At 71.9% G+C, this 25,883-nt stretch carries 25 protein-coding genes and 2 pseudogenes; 10 read left to right on the top strand and 17 right to left on the bottom strand.

Annotated elements, in window-relative coordinates; all coding sequences use genetic code 11:
• Positions 1–878 precede the first annotated feature (878 nt).
• From ABZ449_RS15625 to ABZ449_RS15610, 4 genes are all read left to right on the top strand, one after another.
• Entirely contained in the window at positions 879–2,855 is a 1,977-nt protein-coding gene (locus ABZ449_RS15625) for a radical SAM protein (RefSeq protein WP_360345755.1), read from the top strand.
• A 19-nt stretch (positions 2,856–2,874) separates the two neighbouring features.
• Positions 2,875–3,336, top strand: coding sequence for an aspartate 1-decarboxylase (panD, locus tag ABZ449_RS15620; RefSeq protein WP_360345753.1), 462 nt, complete (start codon positions 2,875–2,877; stop codon positions 3,334–3,336).
• Positions 3,337–3,507: 171 nt separating this feature from the next.
• Entirely contained in the window at positions 3,508–3,897 is a 390-nt protein-coding gene (locus tag ABZ449_RS15615; RefSeq protein ID WP_360345751.1) for a hypothetical protein, read from the top strand.
• An 8-nt stretch (positions 3,898–3,905) separates the two neighbouring features.
• Complete coding sequence (locus tag ABZ449_RS15610) at positions 3,906–4,031, top strand: hypothetical protein (protein ID WP_360345749.1); 126 nt, start codon at positions 3,906–3,908, stop codon at positions 4,029–4,031.
• A 67-nt stretch (positions 4,032–4,098) separates the two neighbouring features.
• On the opposite strand, the gene ABZ449_RS15605 is transcribed toward ABZ449_RS15610, so the two are convergent.
• Complete coding sequence (locus ABZ449_RS15605) at positions 4,099–5,277, bottom strand: ricin-type beta-trefoil lectin domain protein (RefSeq protein ID WP_360345747.1); 1,179 nt, start codon at positions 5,275–5,277, stop codon at positions 4,099–4,101.
• A 571-nt stretch (positions 5,278–5,848) separates the two neighbouring features.
• On the opposite strand from ABZ449_RS15605, the gene ABZ449_RS15600 reads away from it, so the two are divergent.
• Positions 5,849–7,138 (top strand): lipase, encoded by a 1,290-nt coding sequence (locus ABZ449_RS15600; protein WP_360345745.1) that lies wholly within the window; start codon positions 5,849–5,851, stop codon positions 7,136–7,138.
• 11 nt (positions 7,139–7,149) lie between these two features.
• Positions 7,150–8,178: an alpha/beta hydrolase gene (locus tag ABZ449_RS15595; RefSeq protein ID WP_360345743.1), complete on the top strand. Its 1,029-nt coding sequence runs from the start codon at positions 7,150–7,152 to the stop codon at positions 8,176–8,178.
• A 152-nt stretch (positions 8,179–8,330) separates the two neighbouring features.
• Here ABZ449_RS15595 and ABZ449_RS15590 read toward each other — a convergent pair whose 3' ends face one another.
• On the bottom strand, positions 8,331–9,272 hold the full coding sequence (locus ABZ449_RS15590) for an RICIN domain-containing protein (RefSeq protein ID WP_360345741.1): 942 nt from the start codon (positions 9,270–9,272) through the stop codon (positions 8,331–8,333).
• A 262-nt stretch (positions 9,273–9,534) separates the two neighbouring features.
• Between ABZ449_RS15590 and ABZ449_RS15585 the strand changes: the two genes are divergently transcribed.
• From ABZ449_RS15585 to ABZ449_RS15575, 3 genes and pseudogenes are all read left to right on the top strand, one after another.
• Positions 9,535–10,077, top strand: coding sequence for a hypothetical protein (locus tag ABZ449_RS15585; RefSeq protein WP_360345739.1), 543 nt, complete (start codon positions 9,535–9,537; stop codon positions 10,075–10,077).
• Positions 10,078–10,269: 192 nt separating this feature from the next.
• Positions 10,270–10,794 carry a hypothetical protein gene (locus ABZ449_RS15580; protein WP_360345737.1) on the top strand — a complete coding sequence of 175 codons (525 nt, stop codon included), beginning with the start codon at positions 10,270–10,272 and terminating at the stop codon, positions 10,792–10,794.
• Between the two features lie 27 nt (positions 10,795–10,821).
• Positions 10,822–11,154: pseudogene (locus ABZ449_RS15575) on the top strand (TetR/AcrR family transcriptional regulator C-terminal domain-containing protein); the annotation flags it as partial.
• 34 nt (positions 11,155–11,188) lie between these two features.
• Here ABZ449_RS15575 and ABZ449_RS15570 read toward each other — a convergent pair.
• From ABZ449_RS15570 to ABZ449_RS15510, 13 genes and pseudogenes are all read right to left on the bottom strand, one after another.
• Positions 11,189–12,994 (bottom strand): hypothetical protein, encoded by a 1,806-nt coding sequence (locus ABZ449_RS15570; protein ID WP_360345735.1) that lies wholly within the window; start codon positions 12,992–12,994, stop codon positions 11,189–11,191.
• A gap of 34 nt (positions 12,995–13,028) precedes the next feature.
• Positions 13,029–13,496 (bottom strand): hypothetical protein, encoded by a 468-nt coding sequence (locus tag ABZ449_RS15565; RefSeq protein ID WP_360345733.1) that lies wholly within the window; start codon positions 13,494–13,496, stop codon positions 13,029–13,031.
• Positions 13,493–13,876 carry a hypothetical protein gene (locus tag ABZ449_RS15560; RefSeq protein WP_360345731.1) on the bottom strand — a complete coding sequence of 128 codons (384 nt, stop codon included), beginning with the start codon at positions 13,874–13,876 and terminating at the stop codon, positions 13,493–13,495. Before ABZ449_RS15560 ends, ABZ449_RS15565 begins: the two co-directional genes overlap by 4 nt.
• Positions 13,877–14,097: 221 nt before the next feature.
• Complete coding sequence (locus ABZ449_RS15555; RefSeq protein WP_360345729.1) at positions 14,098–15,054, bottom strand: sugar kinase; 957 nt, start codon at positions 15,052–15,054, stop codon at positions 14,098–14,100.
• 70 nt (positions 15,055–15,124) lie between these two features.
• On the bottom strand, positions 15,125–15,751 hold the full coding sequence (locus ABZ449_RS15550; RefSeq protein ID WP_360345727.1) for a bifunctional 4-hydroxy-2-oxoglutarate aldolase/2-dehydro-3-deoxy-phosphogluconate aldolase: 627 nt from the start codon (positions 15,749–15,751) through the stop codon (positions 15,125–15,127).
• Positions 15,742–16,641, bottom strand: a complete 900-nt coding sequence (locus tag ABZ449_RS15545) for a hypothetical protein (RefSeq protein WP_360345725.1) — start codon at positions 16,639–16,641, stop codon at positions 15,742–15,744. Before ABZ449_RS15545 ends, ABZ449_RS15550 begins: the two co-directional genes overlap by 10 nt.
• A complete protein-coding gene (dgoD, locus tag ABZ449_RS15540; protein WP_360345723.1) occupies positions 16,635–17,780 on the bottom strand; it encodes a galactonate dehydratase in 1,146 nt (381 codons plus the stop codon). The genes ABZ449_RS15545 and dgoD overlap by 7 nt, the downstream gene beginning before the upstream one ends.
• A pseudogene (locus tag ABZ449_RS15535) lies at positions 17,777–18,022 on the bottom strand (FCD domain-containing protein); the annotation flags it as partial. The pseudogene ABZ449_RS15535 and the gene dgoD, both read right to left, overlap by 4 nt.
• Before the next feature lie 73 nt (positions 18,023–18,095).
• Entirely contained in the window at positions 18,096–18,863 is a 768-nt protein-coding gene (locus ABZ449_RS15530; protein ID WP_360345721.1) for an SDR family oxidoreductase, read from the bottom strand.
• A gap of 28 nt (positions 18,864–18,891) precedes the next feature.
• Positions 18,892–19,476, bottom strand: coding sequence for a GNAT family N-acetyltransferase (locus ABZ449_RS15525; RefSeq protein WP_360345719.1), 585 nt, complete (start codon positions 19,474–19,476; stop codon positions 18,892–18,894).
• Positions 19,473–20,186 (bottom strand): hypothetical protein, encoded by a 714-nt coding sequence (locus ABZ449_RS15520; RefSeq protein ID WP_360345717.1) that lies wholly within the window; start codon positions 20,184–20,186, stop codon positions 19,473–19,475. Before ABZ449_RS15520 ends, ABZ449_RS15525 begins: the two co-directional genes overlap by 4 nt.
• A gap of 95 nt (positions 20,187–20,281) precedes the next feature.
• Positions 20,282–20,938 (bottom strand): hypothetical protein, encoded by a 657-nt coding sequence (locus ABZ449_RS15515; RefSeq protein ID WP_360345715.1) that lies wholly within the window; start codon positions 20,936–20,938, stop codon positions 20,282–20,284.
• Positions 20,935–21,351, bottom strand: a complete 417-nt coding sequence (locus ABZ449_RS15510) for a hypothetical protein (RefSeq protein WP_360345713.1) — start codon at positions 21,349–21,351, stop codon at positions 20,935–20,937. Before ABZ449_RS15510 ends, ABZ449_RS15515 begins: the two co-directional genes overlap by 4 nt.
• 738 nt (positions 21,352–22,089) lie before the next feature.
• Here ABZ449_RS15510 and ABZ449_RS15505 point away from each other — a divergent pair.
• Positions 22,090–24,261 (top strand): glycoside hydrolase domain-containing protein, encoded by a 2,172-nt coding sequence (locus ABZ449_RS15505; RefSeq protein WP_360345711.1) that lies wholly within the window; start codon positions 22,090–22,092, stop codon positions 24,259–24,261.
• A gap of 165 nt (positions 24,262–24,426) precedes the next feature.
• On the opposite strand, the gene ABZ449_RS15500 is transcribed toward ABZ449_RS15505, so the two are convergent.
• Both ABZ449_RS15500 and ABZ449_RS15495 read right to left on the bottom strand, forming a co-directional pair.
• Positions 24,427–24,783 (bottom strand): hypothetical protein, encoded by a 357-nt coding sequence (locus tag ABZ449_RS15500; protein ID WP_360345709.1) that lies wholly within the window; start codon positions 24,781–24,783, stop codon positions 24,427–24,429.
• Positions 24,784–24,838: 55 nt separating this feature from the next.
• Positions 24,839–25,204 carry a DUF488 family protein gene (locus ABZ449_RS15495; protein WP_360345707.1) on the bottom strand — a complete coding sequence of 122 codons (366 nt, stop codon included), beginning with the start codon at positions 25,202–25,204 and terminating at the stop codon, positions 24,839–24,841.
• Positions 25,205–25,883 lie beyond the last annotated feature (679 nt).

Here is a 25,883-nt window from a genome sequence, read left to right as displayed (position 1 = left end):
CTCGGCCAGTCGTCGAGCAGCGCACGGTCCGTGCCGGTGGAGGTGTTCCAGGAGTCGGCAGGCGTCGGCGCCGGCGGCGAGGATCCTGGTCTTGGGCAGCGTGGGGTTCTTGCCCAGACGGACCTGACGGCCGTAGCGGCGCTCCCAGCCCTCGCCGGCCAGGTCGGTCAGCAGGTGCGGAGTGGTGCGGGCCACCTTTTCCGGCACGGTACGGACGGCTTCGGTGACCAGTTCCAGCCGGGTCGGGTCGCGCACCACGGCCCGTCCCGCCGGTCGCTCACCCGCACCGCCGTCGCACCGCCCGGGTTGCTCGCCCGCGCGATCCGCGCGGCCGGAGACGGGACTCGCTCACCGGAACGGGCACGGAGCGACAACGGGCACCTCGACAAACCGCATCGGTCTTCGCAACAGCCACGAACATGCCTGCTGATCATGCCGGCGCATTCGGCAGGCCGAGGGCCTGGCGAGGTCGCGGGCGCGCATCGGGCCGCCTGTGTCGGCCAGGGCGGTGAGGATCTGCTGATAGGCGAGGTGGTTCGGGTGCGTCGAGTTCGCCGAGCTGCCGGGTGAGTTCTTCGATGCGGGCCCGGAACCGTTTGGCTCGGTCGGCCGTTCCGCGTTCGCGGAAACCCCGGTCGAAGCCCTCGGGCCGGCGCGCGTATGTGAATGACTGAGGACTGATGTGGACATGAAATTTGCAGACACGACCTAGTAGGGTCGAGTAAGATCACGGGTGAGTTCGAGGTCGTACCGGGTGATCCCTCGATTGAGGAGTTGCCGGACCGTCACAAGAAAAATGCGGCCAGGCTTTGGGAACGCCCCAATCTGTGACTGATTGGGATGCGTGTTTTTCGGGAAAGCAGAAGGACGGGGGACTGATGGCCACGCACGCTATTCAGAAGATACATTCGGGGGGCGGCGACATTCAGATGCATCGCCCGGGGGAAGTGTCCGATCTGGACGCGTTTCGGGAACGGCGTCTGACACGCAGGAGCCGGCTGTTAGACGACCTGGCGAGTGCGCGAACGGACACCCGCTATTTCCCTGTGCTGTCGGTACTGGCGCCCGTCATGACCCAATCCGAGGGTGAAATCACCTATCCGGGCGACCCGATGTGTCTCTATACAGCGCTGAGTGCTGCCGTGCACCGTGCCGTGGCGGACGCCGGCCCGCTGGAGGAGGCCGTGCACTACAGCGACCTCGCGCCCGAGTGGACCCGGTTCCCGTCCAAGGAGTACCGGCTCTCCGCCAGTGACGACGGATACCGGGCCTACGGCACGTCACCCAACACCGACCAGACGGTGTTCGACCCCCGGGTCTGGGACGACGCGGCGCGCACGAGATGGCTGCGGTTACTGCGCGAGGTCCAGCCCAGGGTCGTGCTCATCAGCGCCGTGTCACCCGCGCACCGCTACGCGCTCGAAATCGCGAGGCTGGTCAAGCGTGAGGTCCCGGACGCCTTCGTCATACTCGGAGGCCGTCATGTGGACGAGACCACCACCTGCACCCCTGACGGCCAGGCCCTCGTGCTCGAACCCAGCAGCACGGTGGCAGTCATTCAGGAGGGCAAGGCTCCCGGAGTGGTCGACGCCGTCGTCGGCGGCGAGGCCTACTTCGCTGTGGACCTGCTCATGCGGGCCCTCGCCCTTGCCACCGATCTCGACCGGCGTTGGGTGGACCGTGACCAGGTTCTGCCGTGCCTGCAGGGGCTGCTCGCCGAAGAGGGTTCCGTGCCCGGCACGTCGGTCGTCGTCCTGGCGGCGGGGGAGACCTTCGACGCCGTTCCGCTCCGTGGCCGAACGCTCGACCTCGCGTCCTTGCCCTCGCCGTACGAGGCATTCGCGATCCGATCCCGATTCCCCATCTTCACTCGCCCCGGGACGGGGGAGGTGATGCGCACCGCGCACTTCATGGTGTCCAACGCCTGTCCGTACCGATGTAATTTCTGCTCCGAGTCGTCGCAACTCGGCACTGGGCTCAAGCGGTTCAAGGACGATGCGATAGGTGCGGCGGCGGAGCGGGTCTGTGAATACGTCAGCTATGGCGCCGAGTCGCTCTTCTTCGACGACTCCGTCTTCTGGAGCGGTCGGTATCGGGACATCGAGAACTTCTGCGAAGAGCTCAGCCGGCTCCGCCGGGACGAGGGCGGTTCACTCGAACCGCGTTACCGCAGGTTCGTTCGCGAGGAAGGCGATGTCCAGCGGCTGCGCGACCTCCAGTGGGGTGCTCAGCTGACCGTGGACACCCTCGTCGCGCTGCACTCGGCTGAAGAATCGTCGAAAATCCTGCGAAAGATGAAGGATGCCGGATGCAGCTACATCTACATCGGCATCGAGAGCATGTCGACGCAGGTCATGAACAACATTCACAAGAATATCCGCCGGGACGAACGGAAGCCCTGGCGGGAAAAGGTCAGGGAAGCTGCGGGCCTCGTCAAGGCGCAGGACCTGCAGCTGGGAACTTCCGTTCTTTTCGGCCTCGACGGTGAGACGCGGGACAGCATCGACGAGACCATCCACGAAGTGGGCCGTCTCGTCGACGACAAGCTGATCGATCTGGCCAGCCCGAACATACTCACCTATCACCCCGCGACACCGGTCACGCGCCAGCACGGCATGCGGGACCAACTCGACTACCACTCCCCGCGCATCGACAACCGGAAGCCCTATATTTACTTCGAGGAAGCTTTTCCCGGTGTCGTCTCCGTCCTCCTTACCGAGGACGACATCTGGCACATTCACAGGGAGACCGAGAAACGCTGGGGTGGGGCCCGCAATGATGCTGCCGCGGTTCCTGTCCAGGAAGATCAATCCGACAGCCCCGGCATGTCCACGCCGGACTATGACGACATCTAAACGACGAGGATCAACCGCCGTGCATCGCACCATGATGAAGTCCAAGATCCACCGAGCCACAGTCACACAGGCCGACCTCCACTACGTTGGTTCGCTCACCATCAGCTCCGACCTCATGGAGGCTGCGGATCTACTGCCCGGCGAGAAGGTCGACATCGTCGACATCAACAACGGGTCCCGCCTCTCCACCTACGTCATCGAAGGGCCGAGGGACACAGGGATCATCGGCATCAACGGTGCCGCTGCGCGACTCATCAGCCCAGGAGATCTCGTCATCATCATCTCCTATGCGCAGCTATCCGATGAGGAGGCCCGCGACATGAAGCCCCAGGTTGTCTTCGTTGACGAGGACAACCGAATCGTCACTACCGGCCATGACCCCGCGGAGGCCCCACAGGACAGCGGACTCCTGCGTGGCGACAGGATCGTCGCTCCTTCCTCTCAAGACGTGGCACGCCGGCAGAGCCGACCCGCCGGCTGACCCGGCCTCTGCGGCCGGCGCCTGGAGCTGCTCGGTGGTGAGTTCGGTGCGCCTGGTCTTGGTGTTCGACGGCCACGGCGCCGACGGTCTGCGTGGAACGGCGACGGGCGGACACGCGGACTCCCCGAGGGGACGGTCTTCGGCGGGTCCGGTGGAGCGTCTGCCCGACCGGTGCGCCTGCACGACACGTGGTGGACGGTCGCCGCCGCGGCCCTGGCGGCCTGCGCCGGCCTGGCAGCGTGCGCGTGGATCTCGACGCACCTCGACGTCGACCCGGCGCTGCACACGGCGGCCCTCTTCGTCCACCTGGCCTCGCTGGTCCTCGGCTTCGGCGCCGTCCTCGTCGCCGACTACTACGGCCTGCTCTGGATGACACGGCGATGCGCACTGCGCGAGGCACTCGGCGCCACCAACCGGCTGCACCTGCCGATCTGGGCCGGGCTCGGAGGACTCGTCGTCAGCGGTGTGATGCTGGAGCCCGATCTGTCGTCCCCCTCACCTGCGTCAAGCTCGCGCTGGTCCTCGTCCTCACCGTCAACGGCCTCCAGGCCGGGCTCCTGAACAGCCGCATGGCCCAGCACGGACCAGCCGCGCTCACCCCGCGTCTGCTGGCCTGGGGCGCCACCACCGCGCTCGTCTCCCAGATCTGCTGGTGGGGCGCCGTCGTGATCGGCTTCCGCAACAGCCAGCACTGACGGACCCGTGCCGACGGCGGGAGGCGGGCCGGCTCCTCGATCTCCGGAGTCGGCCCGTCGGGTCCCGTCAGGACGGAGTGTGCCACTGCTGGTTGGTGCCGCCGTTGCAGTCCCAGAGTTCGAGCTTGGTTCCGGGGGTGCTGCTGGCGCTGGTGGCGTCGAGGCAGCGGTGGGAGTTCGGGTTGAGCAGGGTGCCGTTGGTCCGGGTCCACTGCTGGCCGGGCGAGCCGTTGCAGGTGGAGAGCACGACGGCGGTGCCGTTGGCGGTCCCGGAGCCGCTGGCCGTCATGCACTTGAACAGGGCGTGGACGGTGCCGTCGTTGGCCAGGACCCAGTTCTGGTTGTCCTGCCACTGGCCGCAGCCCCACAGCTCCAGCCGCGTGCCGTCGGTGCTGCTGCCGCCGGTGATGTCCACGCACTGGCCGCCGATGCCGGTGATGGATCCGGACGAGGTGTTGCCGATGGCGTCGCGGTGGACGCTGCCGGCGGCGTTCGGGGTGACGTTCGCCTGGTTGGCGCAGGTGCTGCTGGTCGAGGTGCCGGAGACGGTGGAGGCGACCGGCAGTCCGGTGGTGGCGTCGACGCCGCTGGGGAGGGCGAACCGGGCCGCGGAGTAGGGCTCGTCGGCGCAGGTCGCGGCGTTGTTGTTCCAGTCGAAGTACTCGACCCAGTCGACCATGTCCGTCGCCTGGATCGCCTGCCCCGTACCGACCTGCAGGGTGCCGAGGACGAAGGAGGTGCCCGCGGTGGTGTCGCTGACCTTGGCCTGGTACCAGCCGGGGTTCGCCGGCGTGATGTCGTAGCGGTAGGTGTGGCCGGCGACGAAGCCCGCGTTGAGGCGGCAGCTGTACCCGCCGCCCCCGCTCTCGGTGAACGTCTGGCAGTAGGTGCCGGTGTCGCCGGCCTGCGCGTTCGTCGCGCCCCACAACGAGAACAGGTACATGCCGGGGTCCGTCCGGTGGCGCTGCATCCCGATGTAACCGCTGACGCCGTTGGTGAATCCGAACTGGTGCGACCAGAAGACGTTGCCCCGCCCGGGGTCGGACTGCACCGTGGTCGCGAAGGTGACCGAGCCCAGCTTCGACGTGCCGGACGGGAAGGCGTAGTAGCTGTACGTGCCCGGGGTCGAGCCGGCGGCCACCGCCGGGCTCGCGAGCCCCATGACGGTGCAGAGCGCGGCGAGCACCGCGCAGACCGCTCTCGCGGCGGGCCTCAGTCGGGTGTGGAAAAGCGTTCGAAACCGCACGGGATCTCCTCCCGGATGGAATGGCGGTGGTACGGGGAATACCGATCGCCGGGACGTCGGACGGGCGGCCGGTGTGACTCTTCCGGAACGCTGAAGAGAATGTCGCGGAATGTCGTGGGTCGATGATGCGACTTGCGGTCGATCGTGCTCGGTTCGTCGGCGGGGGGCGGCAGTTCGCCCATGTGGGGCGGATCCTATAGCCCGGCGGGAATGCGGGCAAGATTCGTCGAATCGGAATTCATGTGCCAGTGCTGATGATGTGCTCGATTCGGCTTTCATCGAAGCAATGATGCGATATTCGCAGGAAGAGGAACCCCGGCCACGCGTGATCGAGGCGGGAGCGCGTGGAAACGCGGCCGACGGGCCCGGGCGGAGGGCTCGTCGTCGGGGGGAGTGCCGGGCTCGACGGGTCGAACGGGTGGGCGAGGTGGACCGTTCGCGGCCGGCCCCTGGCCAGGTGGTCGAGGGCTACATCGGGAGGCCTGAGGTGTGTGCGGCCGACATAGGGAGGGCACTCAGGCCCCCCTAGGGTGTCCCGGACCGGACCCTCGGCGTGGAGGAGTGAACGCGTATGCGAAGAATCGGACGCAGCAGGCGAAGAGGACTGGGCTGGGTGCTCGCGGGCGTGCTGGCCCTGGTCGGTGCGGCCGTGCCGTCGGTGCCGGCCGTGGCCGCCGCGGCCGCGGTGCCGTCCAACCTGACCCTGGAGGCGACGTACAACAGCGTCTCCAACGGCTGGGAACGCGTCGAGCGGTACCTCGACACCACCACCGGCTTCCGGCAGGAGCAGTACCCGCCGGACGGCCGCGGCGACCAGGACGGCCAGCGGCTCACCTTCTTCGGTGGCGTCAAGCAGCCCTTCTCCGGCCGTTTCCTGCTCTACTCGGCTCCGGGCTGGAACACCGGCTCGCACCAGGTCCCGGTGCTGCTGGTGCACGGCGCCAACGACAACCCGGACCGGGCGTGGGCCAACCCCGGCGAGTCCGGCGGCTACGGCTGCGGCTCCGCCTCCTGCCCGAACGCCGGGCTGATGCAGAACCTCGCCGGTCGGGGCTACCGGGTCTTCGCGATCGGCTTCGCACACAAGCAGGGCGACAACCTGATGCAGGCCCAGGAGGTCGGCGACGCCGTCGCGCTGATCCGTGCCAAGCTCGGCGTCCCGCAGGTGGACGTGGTGGGCTGGAGCAAGGGCGAGATGTCCTCGCGGGCCTACGTGTCCTCGGTCAAGCCCTCCTGGGGCCGCCCGTACGCGGGCGACGTGCGCAAGCTGATCACCCTCGGCGGCCCGAACGGCGGCTACGACTACCCGTTCGCGCACGGCTGGGCGCACGACTTCTCGATCTGGCCGCAGTGCGGCGGTGCCGTCAACGCGCCGTCCCCGCACCTGCGGATGACCTGCTACGGCACCTACACCTCGCACCCGGAGTTCTCCTTCACCCCGACGAGCGGCTATGACGTCTACCCCGGGCAGCGGCAGATGCTGGCCCGCTGGGACTCGGTGTTCGGCATCGACCAGACCCAGCAGGACTGGTACACGACCTACTACGGGGGCCAGGGCTTCTACACCGACGGCGGCGGCATCCAGGCCGCGATCAACGCGGGCTCGCTGATCACCCCGCTGCAGCAGGCCGGAGTGCCCTCCTCGGTGACGTCGTACCTCCTGGCCGGCGGCACGCCCAGCATCGTCGGGATCTTCAACGAGAACCGCGGGCCCAGCGACGGAGTGGTCTTCGTCGCCAGCGCGCTGGACACCACCGGCTTCGGCACCGTCGGCGGAACCGCGCTGATCGCCCTCGCCAACCACCTGCAACTCGGCTGGGACAGCGCGGCGAGCGCGCAGGTCGCCGGCTGGCTGAACTGAGGACCACCCGGATGATCACCGATCGACTGGTCGCCACCGACCGGCTCACCATGAGCCACGCCGAGATCGAGGGCCGCACCGGGGAACCCGTGGTCCTGGTGCACGGCAACGTCTCCTCCGGCGTCTTCTGGCACTCGACCATGACCGCCCTGCCCGAGCGCTACCGCCCGCTGGCACCCGACCTGCGCGGCTTCGGCGGCACCGAGCCGCTGCCGGTGGACGCCACCCGGGGCCTGCGCGACCACAGCGAGGACCTGCTCTCCTACCTCCGGGAACTGGCGCTCGGCCCGGTCCATCTGGTCGGCTGGAGCATGGGCGGCGGTGTGGTGCTGCAACTGCTGCGCGACCACCCGGAACTCGTCCGCTCGCTCACCCTGGTCAACCCGGTCTCCCCGTACGGCTTCGGCGGTACCCACGGGGTGGACGGGCGGCTCAACTCGCCCGACGGAGCGGGCTCCGGCGCCGGCGGCGCGGCCCCCGAGTTCGTCCGGCTGCTGAGCGAGGGCGAACAGGGCGCCGAGTCACCGTTCGCGCCGCGCTCGGTGCTGAACAGCGCCTACGTCAGCGAGCCGCTGGCGGACCCGGACCGCTACGTGACCGCGATGCTGACCACCTGGACCGGGGAGGACCACTACCCGGGCGACAGCCGCACGAGCGACGCCTGGCCCGGCTTCGGGCCCGGCGAGCGCGGGGTGCTCAACTCGATGGCGCCGACCCACTTCCGGATCGACGACCTGGAACTGGTCGAGCCGAAGCCGCCGATCCTGTGGATCCGCGGTACGGCCGACGTGATCGTCTCCGACACCTCGCTCTTCGACCTGGCCCACCTGGGGGCCATCGGCGCGGTGCCGGGCTGGCCCGGCGCGGACACCTGCCCGGCACAGCCGATGGTGGCGCAGACCCGGGCCGCGCTGGACCGCTACGCCGCCGCCGGCGGGCGGGTGCGCGAGGTCGCGGTCGAAGGCGCCGGGCACAGCGTGCAGCTGGAGCGACCGAAGGAGTTCCTGGCGGCGCTCGTGGAGGTGCTGGACGGGGCATGACCGTGACGGCCGTCGCGGAGCGGCCGTACGGGTGCGGTGCTGAGTTCGCGGCGAACGGCCGGTCGATCCTCGGATCGACCGGCCGTCCTGTCATTCCTGCCGCCCCGGCCGGTCGTCGTCAGGCTGTCGACCGGCCGGGGCGGATCGGGCGCTCAGCTCCAGGGGTTGGCGGGCTGGTCGTTGATGGCGGTCCAGAACCGGGTGCCCCCGGGCAGGGTGCCGTGGGCCCACAGCCCCCAGCCGTTGCCGTCGTGGAACTCCGCCATCCGCCAGCCGCCGCCGAAGCTGTCGGAGCACCGCTGGTCGGCGGCCTGGCGGCTGGGGAGCTGCCAGCCGGCCACCGGCGTGGTCGCCCGCACCTCTCCACCCGACCAGGCGTGGTACCCGTCGGTGGGCACTCCGCCGGGCGCCGGGCGGCCGTCGCGGTAGATGCACAGCATCGGCAGCACCGCGCTGGAGGGAGTGTCACCCTGGTACGGGTTGCTGCGGCTCAGGTCGTCGAACCCGACGTGAACCACGTTGTCGGCGCGCTGTGCCAGGGTGGTCCAGGTCATGCCGGCGTGTGCGCCCGGGGTGCCCCACACGGCCTCGTAGGTCGTGCGGTAGATGTCCCACTGCTGGTGGGTGTCGTCGAGGCAGGCGCGCTGGGTGATGGTCCAGCCCCCGAACGTCTTCTTCGAGTTGTCCAGGCACCAGCCGGTCTTCGCGTTCTTGATCCGCATCCCGACCATGCCGTAGCGCCCCGGCTCGGGCTCGTACCGGGTGATCTCCCACTTCTGCCTCTCGTCCGACAGCGCGCAGGGCTGGACGACCGGCGCATCGGCGGAGGTCAGGCAGGCGTTGTGGTCGCGGACGTCGGTGATCGTGTACCGGTTGGGTGCGAGCCGGCTGATCACCCACATGCCGGGGTTGTCCGCCGGGGCGCAGGGGTGCATGTCCTGGTAGCCGCTCGCGGCGTCCGGACAGCGCTCGGAGAACTGGTTGAACAGCACGGTCGCCGGGGCGTCCGCCGACGCGGCGGCCGGAAACAGCCCCAGGCCGGCCAGTGCCAGCACGAGTGCCGTCAGGACGCGCCTGACTGATGAGAAACGCACGGGCCACTCCATTTGATCAACGGATCGACGAATGGGGGGCGGGCCGGCCGCCTGGGGTGCGCTTCGCGGCGGCCCGTCCGCCCCCATCTTGTCCGTGTCCAGTCGAACTCCGGTATCCGAGTTTTCTAGGATGGTCCCCGCCCCCTGAACGGCCCGCGGTGCGATGGCGGCCGTGGGTGCAACTGTGTGCGCGCTTAGCGCGTCTGTCGCATTCGTGACGATGCGTTCGATACCCGCGACACGGCGCGGGCGCCTCCTGGCTGTGGGAACCCTCGGACCGGTGCTGGCCGCGGTCCTGCTGTGGAACGTGCCGCTGGCCGGGCAGTGGCGGGGGGAGCCCGAACTCACCCGGCTCCTACCGCAGTCCCCGCCCGGGCCGGGGGCCTGGGAGAGCTACCCCGTGGGCGTGTATCTGCCCGAGTCCGGGCTCGACGAACAGGAGGGCCGGAACTTCGTGCTCCACGGCAGCGACTTCCTGCGCCGCGGCTTCTCGCAGAGCATCAATCGGTTCGACTCCCCGACCTGGGCCTGGCTCCACTTCCACCGGCGCATAGCGGACGACGACAAGCCGTGGACCACCGTGCCGGTCGAGGTCGCCGGCAGCTCGAAGGCGGACGAGCAGTCCTACACCTGCCTCATCCGGGACAAGACCTTCAAGGAGGAGGGCTGTGAACGCTGGTTCGGCGAACTCCGCTACGGCCAGTACGTGGCCAAAATCGCGGTGATCGGTCGGGAGCAGGAGCCCCAAGCCCTCGAGCTCCTCCAGCAGGCCGTGCGCGCCACCGACGACCTCATGCCGGACTGACGAAGGTGTGAACCGCGTCGATCACCTGCCTCGTCTGCCGAGGGGAGCAGACCGCCGGGACCGCCAGGCGCCCACGGGCCCGCGACCCCATCGAGACCCCTGTCGTTCGCCCGACTTGTCAGAGTGATCATCTGATCTGCCGCGCGAGCGGTGCTGAGGACGCCGGGGCGGCAGTAGGGGAGTGGGGCCGAGATGAGCGTGGACTTCTTCTGGCGGCGTGTGGACGACAGGCTGCTGGACGAGCTCTCGCCGAAGGAACTGGCCGCGTTGGTGCCGTACTGGTCCGATGCGGACTTCGGGCCGCTCGGCGAGGCCGGCATGGTGATGGCCGTCGAACGCAACGGCTACTTGATGGACTTCGCGTTGACCGCAGGCCGCACGACGTCGGGTGACGTCGCCCAGCTGCCGGTTTTCGGCGGTGAGCAACGGGCCGAAGGAGAAGGAGACCCTGAGTGCGGGGCCGTCAGGACGGAGCTGTGGGTGCTCCGTCCCGACGAGGTGCGGGAGGCCGCGGCGTTCCTGCAGCACATCGCGGTCGACGCCCTTGTGAGGGACCTGGATGTCGCGCTGGAACAGGAGGTCAGGTCCCTGGGCTTCACCAGATCCTGGAGCCCGGCGTGGGCCGCGCATCTGGCGGCCGATCCGGGCGAGTTGAAGTCGTTCTTCGCCGCGGCCGCAGCCGCGGGCGACGCGATGGTCAAGTTCGAGTCGGCTTGAGCCGGCCACCGGTCCGATCGTCTCGGCCCGGCGACCCTGCGCCACCACGACGCCGTCATCGGCGCGCTGCGCGCCGGCGGATTCTCCGTGCCGATGACCGCGCACGCGGTCTCGCTGATCGACAGCTACCTGTACGGCTTCGTGCTCCAGGAGGTCAGCCTGCCGTTCAAGGACGGGGCGGAGTCGGCCGAGGTCGCGGGCGCCATCGTGAGCCGGATGCCCGCCGACGCCTACCCCCACCTCGCCGAGCTGGCCACCGAACACGTCCTCAAACCCGGCTACGACTACGCCGACGAGTTCGCCTTCGGCCTCGCTCTCGTCCTCGACGCCCTCCACCCGGACGAGGCTCCGGGCGCGTAGCCGGCCGGCCGGTCACCTCCGAGCGCCGGAGTCATCAGGTGTCGGTTCGGGCCGGTTTCGGGGGGTCGAGGAGCCAGGTCGCCGGGCGGGCCGGGTCCGGGTCGTAGCGGCAGGAGGCGCCGGTGTGGACGGTGTCGCGCAGCAGCCTGGCCAGTGGGGCGTCGTGGCGGGCGATGCGGTCGAGGGCGGAGACGACGGCCTTGCGCACGGCGACCCGGGCGCGTTCGTCGGTGGAGCCGAAGCGGCGCCGGCGTCCGCCGAGGCCGGTGGCGGTGCGGATCTCGTCCAGCAGCGCCTCGCGTTCCAGCCGCAGTCGGTCGAGGCGGCCCTGGTCGGCCCACCCGGCGTCGTCGTCCAGTTCGGCGTCGATGTCGCGCAGCCGGTGGCGGTAGGCGTCCAGGGCCTGCCGGTCGGCGATCTCCGCGGTGCCGGATTCGGTGACGGTGAGCCCGGGGTGGCCGCTTGCCGCGGCCGCGAGGTCGCCCGCGCTCACGTCGGTGCCCGGGCGTCCGAGCAGCGTACGCAGGTGGTGCAGTCCCTTGAGGTCGGGCAGTGCGAACGTCGCGCCCTCCTCGCCGATCAGCCAGCCGAGCGCGTCGTCACGGTCCGGGGTCGGGTGCAGGTGCACGGTGCGGGGACGGGCGGTCGGCGGGGGAGCGGGTTCGGCGAGCCGGCGCAGCCACCAGGTGGCGCCGATCCGCCGGTAGGCGGCTGTCGCGTCCCGTTGCGCGGCGGCCGCTTCGGGGAGTCCGAGGGCCGCCTGTGCGCGGTGGACGTAGTCGTCGACCACGCCGTGGAAGGTGACCGCCCCGGCGTTGATCACGGCCCGGCCGGTGAACGGCGCGAGGAGCAGGGCGCCCTCGGAGGCGAGGTCGTGGCGGTGCAGCGCGGCGGCGACCTCGCTGAGGCAGGCGATGGTGAGCAGGAAGTCGACGTCGCGCGGTACCGCCTCGAACCCCGCACCGGCGAGCAGGTCGAGCAGTCGCCGGGACCGTCCGTCCTCACCGGCGGCCAGCCAGAGGACGGCCGCCTCGGCGGAGACCGACGGCACGCCCTCGGCTGCGCCGAACTCCTCGAAGGCGGCGGCCTCCCGCCGCAGCGCCGCCACGTCGCCCAGCTGCCGTGCCCGGGCGGCCGCGAGGCTGTGCAGGACGGCGGCCAGGTCCGGCTCGGCCGCGTCGGTACCCAGGCCTCGGGCGGCGGCCAGCAGGCGGTCGGCCGTCTCGATCTCGTCGTGGACGAGGGCGAGTGCGGCGCGGCGGGAGGCGGCGAAGAAGGCCGGGCGCGCCCGGCCGGACTCCTCGGCGAGGGTGTCGAGCGCGCGCAGCTGGCGCTGCACGGCGACGACGTCCAGGCACTCCCATGCGGTGGTCAGCTGCCAGAGGTGACTGGTCAGCCGGCGCTCGGGGTCGGTGAGGTGCGCCGTCGTGTCGGCCAGGCGCGCGGAGAGGGCCAGCCGTTCGGCGAAGTCGTCCGGCCCCCAGTGCGCGACCAGCGAGGCGTCCAGGACCTCGGCGAGGACCGCGGGATCACCCAGGCCGTCCGCGACGGCCACCGCCTCCCGTGCGAAGGCGGCCGCCCGGCCCGCGTCGCCCCCGTACACCCAGGCCCGGGCCAGGGCGGCGGCCAGCCGGCACCGGCTCGCGGGTGAGACGGCCACCGCGTACGCCTCGTGGATCAGCGCCGGGACCTGCCCCGGGTGGACCCCGAAGCGCAGGCCCGACGGCAGGTCGAGGGCCGCCGCGGCCATGAGTTCGGCGTCCCCTGTCTCACGTGCCCGCTCGTAGGCCGCCAGCAGCCCGGCCAGGGTGTCGGCTGCCGGGTCCGACCCAGCCTCCATGGCCCAGATCGTACGGCGAGTCGGCTGCCGGCGCTCAGGGCCGCAGCAGGGGCACGGCCCGTGCGTGCTCGGCCACGCGGGCGCGGTCCCAGTCGCCGGTGCAGTACACCGACAGATCGGAGATCGAGCCCTCGGAGACGTCGGCGCGGAACAGTTCCCGGCAGTACCAGGACTCTCCGTCCTGCTCCCATCGCTCCTCGACCTCCAGTACGAAGCCGGTCGGCGTCGCGTCGAACCGCGACCTCGGCACCCGGCTGGGCCCCGGGTGCCCGGCCCGGCGCAGGGCGACCGCGTCGTCGACTCCGCGCGCCTGAAGCCGCCACCGGGGCATGGTGAAGTCGCAGAAGACGTCGGTGGTGAAGAGGCCGGTGGGCGGGGTGCCGGTCTCCAGGAAGGCGACGAAGTCGGCGGCGGTCTCGCGAAGCCGGATGTCGGTGCCGGCGGTGGCAGTGGCGGTGGCGGTGTCGGCGGTGGCACGGGCATCGGCGGGTGCGGTGCTCATCGCGGGCCTCCCTCGGCCATCGCCATGTTCGCGGCCACGACGTCCGTGGTCCGCCGCAGCGCGGCGGCGGGGCTGAACTCGACGGTCTCCGTCCCGGCGGCGACGACCGGTACGTGGCCGGGCGGGGCGTAGTACGCGTCCCCGGCGCGGTAGGTCTCGGTGTGGTCCGGGTAGCGCAGGACCAGCCGACCGGCCAGCACCAGGCCCCAGTGCGGGCACTGGCACCGGTCGTCGGGCAGCCCGCGGAACACCTCGGTGGCGTCGGCGTCGGCGGGGAAGGTCTCGAAGGAGACGGTGTAGTCGTCCAGGTCGACGTACCGGCCCTGGATGACCGGCGCGTCGACGAGCAACGGTGCCTCGTCCTTGCGGGTGCGCGGCATGATGACCTCCGGTGTCGTTCGAAGCGGACACCCGAGAGGCGTGAAACGGGGGCGTCACAGTGTGACGTCACGGCCGGGTGAGGGTGAGGGTGCGGGTGCGGGTGGGGCGGCGGCGACGGCCCCGTCCGTGACGGCCCCGTCCGTGACGGCCCCGCCCTCGACGGTCGCGCCGGCCGGTCGCGTCGCCGGTCGGGGAGCGGGTGTCACGGTCGCCGCCGGGGTCAGCGCAGCGTGGTGCCGGCCGGGGCGTCGAGGAGTGCGAGGTCCCTTCGGAGCGGCAGGCCCTCCCAGTCGCCGCGGGTGGCGACGGCGAAGGCGGCGGTGCCGGCGGCCCGGCGCAGGCGGGCCTCCAGGTCGAGTCCGTCGAGGACGGCGGACAGGTAGCCCGCGACGAAGGCGTCACCGGCGCCGATCACGTCGGTGACGGGGACCCGCCGCGCGGGAACGCGCGCGGTCGCGTCGGGCGTGGTGGCGCTCGCGCCGTCGCCGCCGCGGGTGATCACGACCTCGCGCCGTCCTCGCGCCAGCAAGGCGGCGACCGCGTCGGGTTCCGGCAGGGCGGGGTCCTCGGCGACCAGGTGCAGTTCGTCGGCGGAGGCGACCAGGACGTCGCAGGCGTGGGCCAGTGGCAGGAGGGTGGCCCTGGCGCGATCCGGATCCCACAGCCGTGAGCGGTAGTTGACGTCCAGGCAGACCAGGGCGCCCAGTTCGCGGGCGCGCTGCGCGGCGGCCAGGACGGCCCGGGCGGCCGCCGGGCCGAGGGCGGGGGTGATCCCGGTCAGGTGCAGGATCCGCAGGCCCGGTCCGAGGGCGGGCAGCACGTGCTCGGGGGCGATCGCCGAGCCGGCCGAGCCGGTGCGGTAGTAGCCGATCCTGGCCAGGTCCCCGAGGCCGTCCTCGCGCACCAGGAGACCGGTGGGCCGTCCGTCGGTGTCGATCCGCGCGTGGGTGACGTCGACCTCTTCGGCCCGCAGCGTGCGCAGCACCAGCGCGCCGAAGGAGTCGTCGCCCACCGCGCCGACCCAGCCGACCCGGTGGCCGAGTCGGGCCAGGCCGATCGCCACGTTGGCCTCCGCGCCGGCCACGGACAGCTCCATGGGCGGGGCCAGCCTGATCGGGCCGGTGGCCCGCAGGGCGGCCATCGCCTCACCGACGGTGACGACTTCGGGCGTGGCCATGGCGTTCACGCCGTCACCGTCCGGCCGGGCATGGCGTTCACGCCGTCACCGCCCTGCTTGGTCATGGCGTTCACGCGGCCACCGCCCGGCCCAGCACGCCGCGCCAGTGTGCGGCCCGCGCCCGCAGCGCGGTGAGGTCGCCGCCGCCGGCCGCGTCCCCCACCAGCGGCGAGCCGACCCCGACCGCCACCGCCCCCGCCGCCAGATGGGCGAGCGCGGCCTGCGCGTCGATGCCGCCGACGGGTACGAACGGCACGGTCGGGAAGGGATCCCGCAGCGCCTTCAGGTAGCCGGGGCCGCCCAGCGAGGCCGGGAAGAGCTTGACCGCCGACGCACCGAACTCCATGGCGGTGATGACCTCGCTCGGTGTCAGGGCACCCGCCAGGACGGGCAACCCGAGGGCGGGCGCCTGCCGAAGCCCGTTCCCGAGGCCGGGAGTCACCAGGAAGTCCGCCCCCGCCAGCGCGGCTCGGTCGGCGTCGGCGGCGGTCAGCACCGTCCCCGCGCCCAGCAGGGTGCCGGGGCCCAGCTCGCGGCGGGCCTGCTCGATCACCCACAGTGCGTCCGCGGTGGTCAGGGAGACCTCCGCCGCGGTGAACCCCTCCTCCGCCAGGGTGATCACGGTGCGCAGCGCGGCCTCCCGGTCGGCGCCGCGCACGATGGCCAGTGTCCGGTACGGCAGCTCGGTCAGCTCCACGAACGTCCTTCGGGTGGTGAGGGGGCACGGGTGGCGGTGATGACGAGTTCCCAGCGCAGTTCGCCGCCGGCCGGGACGGTGGCCGCGTCGTCCGGTGCGGCTTCGGCGAGGTCGAAGACGGCGCCGAGCATGGGTTCGACGCCGATGCTGCGGTACGGCTCCGCGGCGGGGAAGCCGCGGAGGTTGCGCCACAGGGCGACGGAGACGGGGACCCGGGCGTCGGTGTGCAGAGAGAGTGACAGGGCGTCCGGACCGTCGGTGACCGTCACGTGCGCGCAGTCGGTGAGGATCGCGCCGACGGCGGTGCCGTCGTCGGGGCCGAGTCGGTCCAGGCGCAGGCCGTGCGGGCTCGGCCAGGGGCCGGTGAGATGGCGGGCGCCGGTGGGCCAGGGGCGGTCGAGCAGGTCTGCCGCCTCGGGGAAGAGACGGGTCGCGGTGCCCGTCGGGGCGCTCAGGACAGCCTGTTCTCCGAGGTCCAGCAGTGCGTGGGCGGCCCAGACGAAGCGGTAGCCGGGTTCGGCGGACAGCTCGTACTCGGCGCGCAGTGCGGTCGGTCGGTGCCGGATGCGTCGGCGCAGCAGGAAGTCGGGATGTTCGAGGACGGCGGTTCCGTCGTCGAGCCGGTGCCACGGCCGGGACCAGGCGTCGCCGTGGTCGGGGGTGCCGCGGACGGTGGGTATGCACTCCTCCAGCCCGCCGGCGTCGACGAACGCGTCGCCGGGGCGGACGGCCTCGCGGTCGCCGTCGCGGTAGCGGGCGCCGTCGCCGTCGCGGTCGTCGTCGAGGTTCGGCCGGCGCCAGAGCCATTCGCGTCCGCCGGTGCGCAGCGAGGTCCAGCGGCCGCCGTGTGCGGGGTCGGTCCGGGCCGTGACCGGGAGTCGGGTCACCATTCCGCGAACGACCCGTCGTCGTGGCGCCAGACGGGGTTGCGCCAGCGGTGGCCGGTCTCGGCGGCCCGGCGGACGGCGCGCTCGTCGATCTCGATGCCCAGGCCGGGGCCGGTGGGGCGGGCGGCGTGGCCGTCGGTGAACCGGAACGGGGTGGGGTCGAGGAGGTAGTCGAGCAGCTCGTTGCCGCGGTTGTAGTGGATGCCCAGGCTCTGTTCCTGGATGAGGAAGTTCGGTGTCGCGAAGCCGAGTTGGAGGCTGGCCGCCAGGGCGATCGGGCCGAGCGGGCAGTGCGGGGCGATCGCGACGCCGTACGTCTCGGCGAGGGCGGCGATCCGGCGGACTTCGGAGATGCCGCCGGCGTGCGAGACGTCCGGCTGGGCGACGGCGATGCCGCTGGTCAGGACGGAGCGGAAGTCCCATCGCGAGTACAGCCGTTCGCCGAGCGCCAGCGGCACGGAGGTGGCGTCGACCAGGCGGCGCAGGTCGTCGGAGTGCTCCGGCAGGACGGGCTCCTCCACGAACAGCGGCTGCAGCGGTTCCAGCAGTGGCAGGACGCGGCGCGACATGGCGGCGGACATCCGGCCGTGGAAGTCGATCGCCACGTCGCGCTCGTCGCCGAGCGCCTCGCGGACGGCGGCGACGCGGTCGACGACCGCGTTGGTCCGGGCCGGGGTGTCAATGGGCCGCAGCTGAGCGGACCCGTTCATCTTGACCGCGGTGAACCCGGCCTCGGCCTGGGCGCGTGCCTGGTCGACCAGCTCGGCCGGTTCGTCGCCGCCGATCCAGGAGTACACCCGCAGGCGGTCGCGGACCGGGCCGCCGAGCAGCTGGTGGACGGGGACGCCGTACGCCTTGCCGGCGATGTCCCACAGGGCCTGGTCGATGCCGGCGACGGCGCTGGAGAGCACCGGCCCGCCGCGGTAGAACCCGCCCTTGGTGAGCACCTGCCAGTGGTGTTCGATGCGCAGCGGGTCCTCGCCGACGAGGAGGTCGGCGAGTTCGTGGACGGCGGCGCGGACGGTCTCGGCGCGGCCCTCGACGACGGGTTCGCCCCAGCCGGTGAGGCCCTCGTCGGTGGCGACGCGCAGGAACAGCCAGCGCGGTGCGACGAGGAACGTCTCCAGTGATGTGATCTTCATCCGTCCTCTTTCCCGTCGTCCTGTCCCCGGCCGCGGAGGTCGCTCTTCCCGCCGTCGTGTGCCAGGCCGCGGAGGTCGCTGTCGGCCTGGGCGAGCAGGAGGCGGACGGCGCGTTCGGCGGCTTCGGGGTCCTGGGCGCGGACGGCGTCGAGGACGGCCCGGTGGGCGGGCACGGAGTCGGGCCAGTGCTCGGCGCCGTGCACGAGGTGGTCACGCACCCGGAGGCCGGCCTCGATGACCACCCGGTCCATGCGGGCCGCCTCCCGCCGCGCGAGGCTCGTCACCGCCGTCCTCCACCTCGATCCGTCGACGCGGTCACGCGGAAGCCTTGACGACCGACCAGCCGCCGTCCACCACGAGGGTGGTGCCGGTGATGTAGGAGGCGTCGTCGGAGGCGAGGAAGGCCACCGCGGCCGCGACCTCCTCGGGTCTGCCGAACCGCCCGGCGACCGTCCCGGCCACGCTGTCGGCCCGTCCCGCCTCGTCCACCCGGTCCCAGGCCGCCGTCATGATCGGACCCGGCAGAACCGTGTTGACCCGTACCTGCGGCCCGTACTCGACGGCCAGCTGACGGCCCATCGCGCACAGCGCGCCCTTGGCGGCGGCGTACGCCGGGTGGCCGGGCAGGCCCACCAGCGCGTGCACCGAGGAGGTGAGCACGATCGATCCGCCCGCCTCGCCCAGCATCCGGGCGAAGGCCCGCACGGCGAGCCAGGAGGCCTTGAGGGTGACCGCCAGCTGGCCGTCCCACTCGTCCTCGGTCAGCTCGTGGGCGGGTTTGACCACGACGGCGTAGGCGTTGCTGTGCAGCACGTCCAGGCGGCCGTGGGTCCGGCGCACATGGCCGGCCAGTTCCTCCCACACGGCCGCGGAGGAGACGTCGCCGTGCCGGTACTCGGCCCGCCCCCCGTCGCGCGTGATCTCCTCGACCACGGCACGGCCCGCGGCGTCGGCGATGTCGACGGCGACCACGGTCGCCCCCTCCGCCGCCAGCCGCCGCGCGGTCGCGGCGCCGATGCCGCCGGCGGCGCCGGTGACCACGGCGACGCGCTCCTGGAACCTGTGGCACGTCGGCTCTGTCATGCCGCTCACCGTAGCGCCTGGACATTAATCATGCATTGTTCGCTGACGGATGGACGGGCTCTGCTCGGTCCTGCAAGTTCCGTTCAGGTAGGGAATAGTGACGGCTGGTCCGCTTCGGCGTCGGCGCCCGGCGACCGGATGGGGCCCTCGGGGTTCGGGGAGGCCGGATGGCGTAGGTGATGAACCCGTTGCGCTCGCCGATCGGGGCGAAACCTGCCTTGCGGAGGACGCGGCCGGAGGCCGGGTTGTCCGGGCGGTGCTTGGCCCGGACCTCCGGCAGTTCGAGGCGGCCGAAGGCCAGGGCAAGGATGTTGCGGACCCCCTCGGTGGCATAGCCCCGGCCCCAGGAGTCCGCGCGCAGGATGTAGCTGACGGCGGCCGCGGGACGGTCGCGGTGGAGCTTGACGATGCCGAGGAGATCACCCGCCACGACGAGGCCGAGCACGTACAGCGTGCGGGGCGACTGTGCCGCGGCCGCCATGACGTCGCGTACGCGGGAGCAGGCTTCGTCGGCGTCCATCGGAGCCCGGCCCAAGTACTCGGTCGACTCCACGCTGTAGATCCGCAGCAGGGACTCTTCGTCGCCGGACCCCAGCTCCCGTAGCTCGATCACCCGTCCACCGCTTCGATGAGCTCGGCCAGTTCGGTGGCGGTGGGTCGGTCGTCGGAGGCGGCGAGCAGGACGTGGCGCAGCCGGGCCTGGAGGGCGGGCCAGGGCATCGTGGTGGACACGGGGACGGCTCGGTGGGCGATGGCCTTGCGGATCTCCTCCACCGGTGCGCCCGCTTCGAGGCCGGCGGTGTCGTAGTCCAACGGCCACTTCCCGGTGACGCAGGTCCACAGGCTTCCGGCGAGGGCGTAGACGTCGGCGGCCTGGGTCGTTTCGACGGGTTGGGGGCCGTTGATGATCCGGGCGGCCAGTTCGGGCGCGGTGAGGTGGATCATCGTGCCGTCGAACCTCGGCCACGGCGTGCTGCCCAGCTTGCGGGACCACGCGAAGTCGAGGAGGCGAACCGTACCGTCGTCGCCGTGGATGCCGTGCGCGGGTTGGAGGTCTCCGTGCACCCACCCGTCGGAGTGGAGGTCCGCTACGGCGCGGCACAGCCCGACCGCCGCGGCCAGGGCTTCCTCCCGTCCGCTGCCGCCCTTGCGAACGGGGCGGAAGACCTGCCAGGTCGACGGCCCGGCCAGCCACGGAGTGACGTACCAGGTTCCGCCGTCGAAGCGGCCAGCCGTCACCGTGTAGCCGGCGAGCTGGTCCAGGACGGCGGTTTCGCGGGCGGTGACCTCGGCGGCCTCGCCGGTGCCGAGCTTGATGCTCACCACACCTCGCGGGCCGTTGGCCTGCCATACCGCCGAGCCCCGACGGTTGCTGATCTCCGTCAGCTCGATTGGGCCGCAGAAGGCCTCCGCGGCCCTCAGCGCTTCTCGGGCCTCGGCAATGAACTCGCCCATTCTCGAACTGCCTTCCAATCGCAAGGGATGTGCTCGAAGACGTCGCGGCCGTCGTGGGACGAAACCGTCAACGCCGCCGCAAGGTCGGGGGTACTCTCCAGGAATGGCGGGTCCAGCAGCCGCACGCCCGCCCGTACCGGGAGGAACGAGAAGGGCGGCGGCGGAATCCTCTGCCCGCGCCGGCCGGTTTCGGCGGCGTCCTGGGGGAACTTGCCGAACATGACCCCGACCGGTGTGTACAGGTGCTTCAGCGCCCAGTGCGGCCAGGCCATCAGCTCACGGTGGTCGACGCCTTCGCAGTGCCCGCGCAGCACGATGTTCTCGCACGCGAGAATGCCGAACGGCCGCTGCATCAGCGGGCGGATCCACTCCGCGGCCTGAACCCCGGCGTGGAACAACTCGGCCTCCACAGCGTACCGGTGGCTGCCCGGAGTGATCTCGTAGACCGTCCACCCGGTCAAACCGCGACTGATGGACGGTCGCAGGAACGGGCAGTGCTCGTACAGCCCGGCGAGGTAGCCGCCGACGTCGATGCTGACGGGGCTCTCCGTCCGGGCTTCGGTGAGGCGGAGCGCCCCGGCGGTCGGCCGGGACGCTCCGTCGGATGGTGCGGTGATCACTGGGTGGCCGCCACCGGAACGAGGTCGTCACCGTCGCCGGGCTCGGGCGAGCAGTCCCACTCGGCCGAGACCTCACCCGTCTCGCGGTAGCGGGACATGGCCTCGGCGTCGACCGCGCCGTCGGCGTCGGTGAACCAGATCTCCGGCAGGGGCCCGTACGCCTCCTCGTACGTGCTCACCCAGGAGATGAAGCCGGCGCCGCTGCTCTCGATGTGGGTCAGCTTGCGGCCGGCGTGCTTGAGCGCGAACGCCTCGTGTGCGGTCGGGTCGGCGGCGAGCCGGTGCCATGCCGAGTCGACGGCGGCGGAGAACATCTCCGGCGCGGCCTCGCCCGCGGCGATCCGGCGCGCGGCGATCGTGAAGAACTTACCCAGCTCGTCCAACTCGACGCAGGACTTGATGGTGGTGGTCATGGGACTCTCCAATCAGGGCTTGGTGCCGCCCGCCCGGACAGGGACGAGCAGCGGTGAGGGGTGGTGCGGGCCCGCACGGGGCTGTACGCCAGGGCATCATCGTTGTTCGCAGGAGGCCGAGTTGGTACTAGGCTTCCGCTGCCATCGGCGATTCCGTAGTCATGAAGTTACGGTCGGTGAATCCAGTAATCGACGGACTGTCGGTACGAGTTAGCCGGACTCTCGAGGTCAAGGGGGGCTGGAATGGCTGATCGAACACCATCGAGGCGAGCCGAATCACTGACTGGCAGTCAGCCCAAGGCGGTGCGAATCCCCGAAGGGGTGACTTCGGGCTTCCTGTTCAAGGTCATCCGGGAGCAGATCCCGAGGACTCATCCGGTGGCTCGCCTCCGCGCCCCCACCTCCGGCGGAGGCGGGGGTGCTTCGTGCCCGGGACCTCGTCCCCGATCACGACGAGCTCGGGGCAGAGACCCTGGGGGGCTGGTCGGACCCTCGGGCCCCGCAGGTCTCGTAGGGGGTGGGCGTATGCCGACACGCAGGTCGATGCAACGGTCGGTCGCCCACGATTGGTAGGGCCTTCCGGGAAAGAGCCCTGACAGCCGGTCGGACGGGCGGACCGGGCGGGCGGGGCCTGCGGCAAAACCCCTTGCGGGCGCGGATATCGTGGCCGACGCCGCCCGCCGACTCCACGGCGTGCGGCCTTTCGTCACGTCAGGAGAGAACTGGGTGAAGTCCCCAATGACAGCGCTCCGGAGCGCCGCGGCCGTCGTGGCGGCCGTGCTCGTGGCGGCGCCCGCTGCCGCGGGCACCGCCGTAGCAGCTCCCGCCGCAAGTCCGGACACCAAGGCGGTGACGTACCAGGGCCGTGTCTTCCGGGTGCCCACGGCCTGGCCGGTGGTGGATCTGGCCGCGGACCCGCAGGCCTGTGTCCGCTTCGACCAGCACGCGGTGTACCTCGGTCACCCGGGCGAACAGCAGGTCTGCCCGCCGCGGTTGGTCGGCCGCACGGAGGCACTGCTGGTCGAGCCCGCCACCGGTGCCGCGCCGGACCGGGACGGCTCCAACCCCGTCGCGCAGACGGTCCGGGCGAACGACGGTGCCGTCGCGGTGACCGGGACGTACGACACGGACCAGTCGCTGGTGCGGCGGATCATCACCGGCGCCGGGCTCACCCCCGCGCCGACGCAGCGGCCGCAGCCGGCGCCCGCCGGATCCCGGACGGCCGTCGCCCCGCGGTCCACCGCCACCGCTGCCGCGCCGTCCATCCAGGCCGCACCGGCCGCGGCGGCGTCGATACCCGCGTCGGCGACGAACTACACCGGCAAGGGCTTCGACGCCTGCACGGCGCCCTCCGGCGCCGCGATGAACGCGTGGATGAGCTCCTCCCCGTACCGGGCGGTCGGCATCTACATCGGTGGTGTCCGGCGGGCCTGCGCCCAGCCGAACCTGACGGCCTCCTGGGTCCAGCAGCAGCAGTCCGCGGGTTGGGCCTTCATGCCGCTGTACGTCGGTGTGCAGGCCCCGAAGATCGCCTACCCCACCACCGAGGGCGCCAACGCCGCCGACGACGCGGTGAGCCAGGCGCAGGCCCTCGGCTTCGGCCCCGGTACGGTCCTCTACTACGACATGGAGGCGTACACCACCCCGCAGTACTCGGCCACGGTGCTCGCCTTCCTCACCGCCTGGACCAACGAACTGCACGCCTGGGGCTACAACTCCGGCGTCTACAGCAGCTCCTCGTCCGGCATGAAGGACCTGGTCGCCAACGCCGGCAACAGCGCCTACACCATGCCCGACGCCGTCTTCAGCGCGAACTGGAACGGCAAGGAGGACACCGCCGACCCGGCGATTCCGGCCGGCTACTGGAGCAACCACCAGCGCGCCCACCAGTACGCCGCGCCGCAGAACCCGGAGACCTGGGGCGGGTACTCGATCGGGATCGACCAGGACTACCTGGACATCCAGCTGGCCACGGCCCCGCCGTCCCAGTCCTCCGCGTTCTTCCTCGGCGTGCGCCAGAGCTCGGGCGCCTGGCCCGGCTTCAGCCCGCTGACGGGCGGGGCGGGCGTCTTCCGCGGCTCCGAGGCCGCGATCGCCGGGATGCCGGGCGGCTCCTCGCAGGAGCTGGGCATCGGTCTGGACGGCCGGCTCTACCACGGGGTCCGCGCCGCGAACGGCAGTTGGAGCGGCTTCGCCGCGCTGGCCGACGACGGCACGCCGGCCACCCAGGCCCGCCGGGCGGGCATCGCGGGCATGCCGGACGGCTCCTCGCAGGTGGTGACCGTCGGCAGTGACGGCAACGTCTACCACCGGATCCGCTTCGCCGACGGCAACTGGTCGGGCTACGGAGCGCTCCCCGGGGTCGGCACCCCGACCATGGGGGCCTCGGACGTGGCCATCGCCGCCCTGCCCGACGGGTCCGCCCAGGTCCTCGCGGTCGGCAACGACGGTAACGTCTACCACGAGACCCGTTTCGCCAACGGCAGTTGGAGCGGCTTCGCCCCGCTCCCCGGTGTGAACAGCTCGCGGATGGCGGCCTCGCGGGTGTCCATCACGGGCCTGCCGGACGGCTCCTCGCAGGTCCTGGTGATCGGCAGCGACGTGAACATCTACCACGAGGCCCGCTTCGCCGACGGCAACTGGTCCGGCTTCGCCGCGCTCCCCGGCGGCGGCACGCCCACCATGGCCGCGCGGGCGGTCGGCATCGCCGGTCTGCCGGACGGTTCGTCCCAGGTGGCGGTGGTCGGCAACGACGGCAACCTCTACCACGAGACCCGCTTCACCAACGGCGCCTGGTCCGGCTTCGCCGCCGTCCAGGGCGCGTACGGCGCGAGCACCTTCCCGGCCCAGCGCGCCGCCATCGCGGGCCTGCCGGACGGCTCCAGCCAGCTGGTGGCCAGCCGGAGCTGACCCGGACGCACCCCATCACCGGCGCTCCCGTCCCCGGCACTGCCCGGGGGCGGAGCGCTGTGTGCTTCTGGCAGACCGCGCCGCGCCGCGCCGGCCTGCGAGAGCCGTTCGCGCGCGGCGCGGAACGCGGCGGGGGCCTGGTGGCCCCTGAGCCCGTCCGTGGGCTCAGGGGCGGCGCAGCTCGGCCGCCCGCTGCGGCGCGTGCGGGGACTGGACGGCGATCCGGGCGAACGGGCAGGGCCGGCGCAGGTCGACCTGGACGACGGCCTCGCCGGTGCGCGGGCGGCGCAGGGCGAGGAAGTCCCGCCCACCGGGGTGCCGCCAGACTCCCAGGCAGAGCCGGTCGGGAATCAGCAGCCCCCGCTCCTTGGAGCCGCGGAACGCCCGCCACGGCTCCCGTTGGACGGTCACGCCCGTCACGGCCGTCAGCGGCGCCCGGACCGGCGCCGTCCCGGTCACCAGGCGTTCCCACCAGGAGAGTCGGAGCACCAGGTCCCCGCCCTCGACGGTCAGTTTCGCCATCGTCCCGTGCCTCCTTGCCCTCGTGGAGTGCCGGCCGTGGGCCGGCGGGCGCCGGTCACCGCCTGTCCCCGGCCAGCCATTCGGCGAGTACGGCAGCCTGGCTGTGGTCCGCGTCCTTGGTGGCGGTCAGCAGCGTGACCTTGTCGTGGGAGGCGAGGTCACGCAGGTGCCCGGCCGCCTCGCGGTGTCCGGTGTCGCGCAGTTCGGCCAGGTAACGGCGGCGGAACTCGGGGAACCGGCTCGGCTCGTGGCCGTACCAGCGGCGCAGTTCGGTCGACGGGGCGACGTCCCGCAGCCACTCGTCCAGGTGGGCGTTCTCCTTCTTCATCCCGCGCGGCCAGACCCGATCGACGAGCACCCGCTGCCCGTCCTGCGGCGACGCCTCCTCGTAGATCCGCCGGTAGGCGATCCGTGCGGCCATGAGCGGTTCCCTCCTGGGTCAAGCCGCTGCCCCGGGTGCCTTCGAGCCGGGGCAGCGCGGGTGGGGGCTGCCAGGAGCCTGTGTGGGCGTGGCGGTCATCGTGGTCACTCCTGAACTGCTCGGGCCAGGGATCGGCCCTCCACCGGGGCAGCCGGTGGCCTCCCCGCACGGCCGGCTCACGAGGCGGCGCGCAGCCGCCGTCCGCTGGTGGCCTTCTCGACCGCCTTCTGGAGTTCGCCGCGGTCATGGTCGAACGCTCCCGCGCCGGTGACCGCTCGCCGCCGCGGGCGCTCTCCAGGCTCTGCTTCAGCACCTCCATGAGGGCGATGACGTTGGTGGTCTCCGGCGGTGCGCCCTCGGAGACGGCGATCTCCCGCCCCTCGGCCTTGGCCTCGACCGGCTCGCGGACCTGCTCCTCGAAGGTGTCACGGTAGTCCTCGGGCCGCCAGTCCACGGTGAGCGCGTCGATCAGCTGCTCGGCCGTGCGCAACTCCGCTCCGCTGAACCTCGCCTTGCCGGACGGGAGTTCGCTGCGAGGGCCTCGGTCGGCACCGTCGGCAGGGCCTCGGGCCCCGGGCCCCGGGTCGGCGCCCGGGGTGCTGTTCGCGTTCACTCCTTCGGCGTGCTGAGGAGCCCTGTCCCGCGCGGCTGTGACAGTGTGCTGGCACGGCCCCGACAG

Origin of the sequence: Kitasatospora sp. NPDC005856 (genome assembly GCF_040629945.1) — a bacterium.
Lineage (GTDB): Bacteria > Actinomycetota > Actinomycetes > Streptomycetales > Streptomycetaceae > Kitasatospora.
Note: the sequence above shows the minus strand (reverse complement) of the source record. Positions and strands in the feature narration are given on the sequence as shown.

Excerpts from the sequence above, each read along its gene's own strand:
- ABZ449_RS15530 (WP_360345721.1), bottom strand. The coding sequence starts at position 18,863 with ATGACAGAGCCGACGTGCCACAGGTTCCAGGAGCGCGTCGCCGTGGTC.
- ABZ449_RS15580 (WP_360345737.1), top strand. The coding sequence starts at position 10,270 with ATGAGCGTGGACTTCTTCTGGCGGCGTGTGGACGACAGGCTGCTGGAC.
- ABZ449_RS15610 (WP_360345749.1), top strand. The coding sequence starts at position 3,906 with ATGGCCCAGCACGGACCAGCCGCGCTCACCCCGCGTCTGCTGGCCTGG.
- ABZ449_RS15500 (WP_360345709.1), bottom strand. The coding sequence starts at position 24,783 with ATGGCGAAACTGACCGTCGAGGGCGGGGACCTGGTGCTCCGACTCTCC.
- ABZ449_RS15565 (WP_360345733.1), bottom strand. The coding sequence starts at position 13,496 with ATGAGCACCGCACCCGCCGATGCCCGTGCCACCGCCGACACCGCCACC.
- ABZ449_RS15595 (WP_360345743.1), top strand. The coding sequence starts at position 7,150 with ATGATCACCGATCGACTGGTCGCCACCGACCGGCTCACCATGAGCCAC.
- ABZ449_RS15570 (WP_360345735.1), bottom strand. The coding sequence starts at position 12,994 with ATGGAGGCTGGGTCGGACCCGGCAGCCGACACCCTGGCCGGGCTGCTG.
- ABZ449_RS15600 (WP_360345745.1), top strand. The coding sequence starts at position 5,849 with ATGCGAAGAATCGGACGCAGCAGGCGAAGAGGACTGGGCTGGGTGCTC.
- ABZ449_RS15495 (WP_360345707.1), bottom strand. The coding sequence starts at position 25,204 with ATGGCCGCACGGATCGCCTACCGGCGGATCTACGAGGAGGCGTCGCCG.
- ABZ449_RS15625 (WP_360345755.1), top strand. The coding sequence starts at position 879 with ATGGCCACGCACGCTATTCAGAAGATACATTCGGGGGGCGGCGACATT.
- ABZ449_RS15560 (WP_360345731.1), bottom strand. The coding sequence starts at position 13,876 with ATGCCGCGCACCCGCAAGGACGAGGCACCGTTGCTCGTCGACGCGCCG.
- ABZ449_RS15510 (WP_360345713.1), bottom strand. The coding sequence starts at position 21,351 with ATGACCACCACCATCAAGTCCTGCGTCGAGTTGGACGAGCTGGGTAAG.
- ABZ449_RS15555 (WP_360345729.1), bottom strand. The coding sequence starts at position 15,054 with ATGGCCACGCCCGAAGTCGTCACCGTCGGTGAGGCGATGGCCGCCCTG.
- ABZ449_RS15545 (WP_360345725.1), bottom strand. The coding sequence starts at position 16,641 with ATGGTGACCCGACTCCCGGTCACGGCCCGGACCGACCCCGCACACGGC.
- ABZ449_RS15505 (WP_360345711.1), top strand. The coding sequence starts at position 22,090 with ATGACAGCGCTCCGGAGCGCCGCGGCCGTCGTGGCGGCCGTGCTCGTG.
- dgoD (WP_360345723.1), bottom strand. The coding sequence starts at position 17,780 with ATGAAGATCACATCACTGGAGACGTTCCTCGTCGCACCGCGCTGGCTG.